At 73.5% G+C, this 1,896-nt stretch carries 1 protein-coding gene; it reads right to left on the reverse strand.

What is annotated here, in order from left to right; genetic code table 11:
- The coding region (gene treZ, locus F3J18_RS37045) for a malto-oligosyltrehalose trehalohydrolase (protein ID WP_166917128.1) at positions 1-1,653 on the reverse strand (1,653 nt) is incomplete at its 3' end.
- Positions 1,654-1,896 lie beyond the last annotated feature (243 nt).

Genomic DNA, 1,896 nt, shown 5'->3' on the forward strand with positions numbered 1-1,896 from the left:
CGGCGCGTCGTCGTCGGCCGCGCGCCCCAGCAGCGTCACGCCCTCGGCGCGCGCGCCGGGCAGGTGCGGCACGATGAAGCCCGAGCGCACCGCCAGCGCGCCGCGATAGAAGGCACGCCAGGCGCGCGCGTCGTCGCTCTCGTGGTCGGCGTCGACGGCGGCCAGCGAGGCGCGCGCGAAGGTGGCGGGATCGTTCGGATCGGGGATCGCCTCGCGATGCTCGGCGCTGGCGAAGGCGGGGAAGGCCGCGAACTCGCGGCGGCGCCCCTCGCGCACGGCCTCGGCCAGCTCGCCCTGGTAGTCGGTGAAGAACTGGAACGGCTGGGTCGAGCCGGTTTCCTCGCCCATGAACAGCAGCGGCACCTGGGGCGCGAGCAGCAGCAGCGCGGTGGCCGCGCGCAGCGCATCGTCGTTGATCAGCATGCGCAGCCGCTCGCCGAAGGCGCGGTTGCCGACCTGGTCGTGGTTCTGCAGGAAGGCCACGAAGGCGGTGGGCGGCAGATGCGCGCTCGGTTCGCCGCGCGGCCGCCCTTCATGCAGCGGCGAGGGCTCGCCCTGGTAGGCGAAGCCCTCGGCCAGGGTGCGCGCGAGGCGCTGCAGCGGCGCGTCGGCATAGGCGCGGTAATAGCCCTCGCGCTCGCCGGTCAGCAGCACGTGCAGGCTGTTGTGGAAGTCGTCGTTCCATTGCGCGTCGAAGCCGGCGTCGCCGAGCAGGCGCGCGCTGTTGCGCTCGTTCTCCAGCACCAGGTGGATATGCCGCGTGTGGTTCGCGTAGTCGCGCACGCGCGCGGCCAGCGCGACCAGCCAGTCGTCGTTGTCGATCGCGTGCGCGGCATCGATGCGCAGCCCGTCGACGCGGAATTCCTCCAGCCAGTAGAGCGCGTTGTCGGTGAAGAAGCGTCCCACCTCGTCGCGATCGAAATCGATCGCGGGGCCCCAGGCGGTGTGCGTTCCCTCGCGGAAGAAGCTCGGCGCATAACTGGCCAGCCAGTTGCCGTCGGGGCCGAAGTGGTTGTAGACCACGTCGACGAAGACCTGCAGGCCCAGGCCGTGCGCGGCGTCGATCAAGGCCTTGAGGTCCTCGGGGCGTCCATAGGGCGCCGCCGGCGCGAACGGCAGCACGCCGTCGTAGCCCCAGTTGCGCTCGCCGGGGAAGGCGGCCAGCGGCATCAGCTCGAGCGCCGTCACGCCGAGCGCGGCCAGCTCGCCGAGCCGCCGCTCGACGCCGCGATAGCCGCCCAGCGCGCCCACGTGCAGTTCGTAGATCACCGTCTCGTGCCAGGGCCGGCCGCGCCAGTCGTCGTGCATCCAGCGATAGGCGGCCGGGTCGATCACCTCGCTCGGGCCGTGCACGCCCTCGGGCTGGAAGCGCGAGGCGGGATCGGGCACCGCCTCGCCGCCGTCGAGCCGATAGCGGTAGCGCGTGCCGGGGCCGAACGGCGCGGTGGTGTCGAACCAGCCGCCCTCGCAGGCGGTCATGGCGACGCTGGCCTGGCGCTCGCCGTCGTCGAGCTCGACCGAGACGGCCTGGCAGGCGGGCGCCCACAGCCGGAAGTGGGTGCGCCGCGCATCGAGGCAGCAGGCGCCGAACGAGGCCGGGTACGCGTGGCGGCCGGCGGGAAAGGGCAGGGAATCGGACAGGGAGTCGGACATCGTCACATCCTTGGGAAAAAGGGCGCGTCAGCGTCGCGGCGAGGCCGGCGCGCGCGCGGAATCCCTGCCGCTTCACGCCTCGCCCCGGGCCGGCGCTCGCGCCGGTGCCGGGCCGGGCCGCGGCGGCGCGTTCGTAGCGGACGGGGCCGCGTCGCGACGGAAGCCCACGCCTCGCTTCATCCCGCCTCAGCGGCCCGCTCGCAGTGGGTGATTCCGCGAGGCCGACCAACCCGGCAAGCCCGC

This window comes from Burkholderia sp. Ax-1720 (genome assembly GCF_011753035.1).
In the GTDB taxonomy this organism is placed as follows: Bacteria; Pseudomonadota; Gammaproteobacteria; order Burkholderiales; family Burkholderiaceae; genus Burkholderia; species Burkholderia gladioli.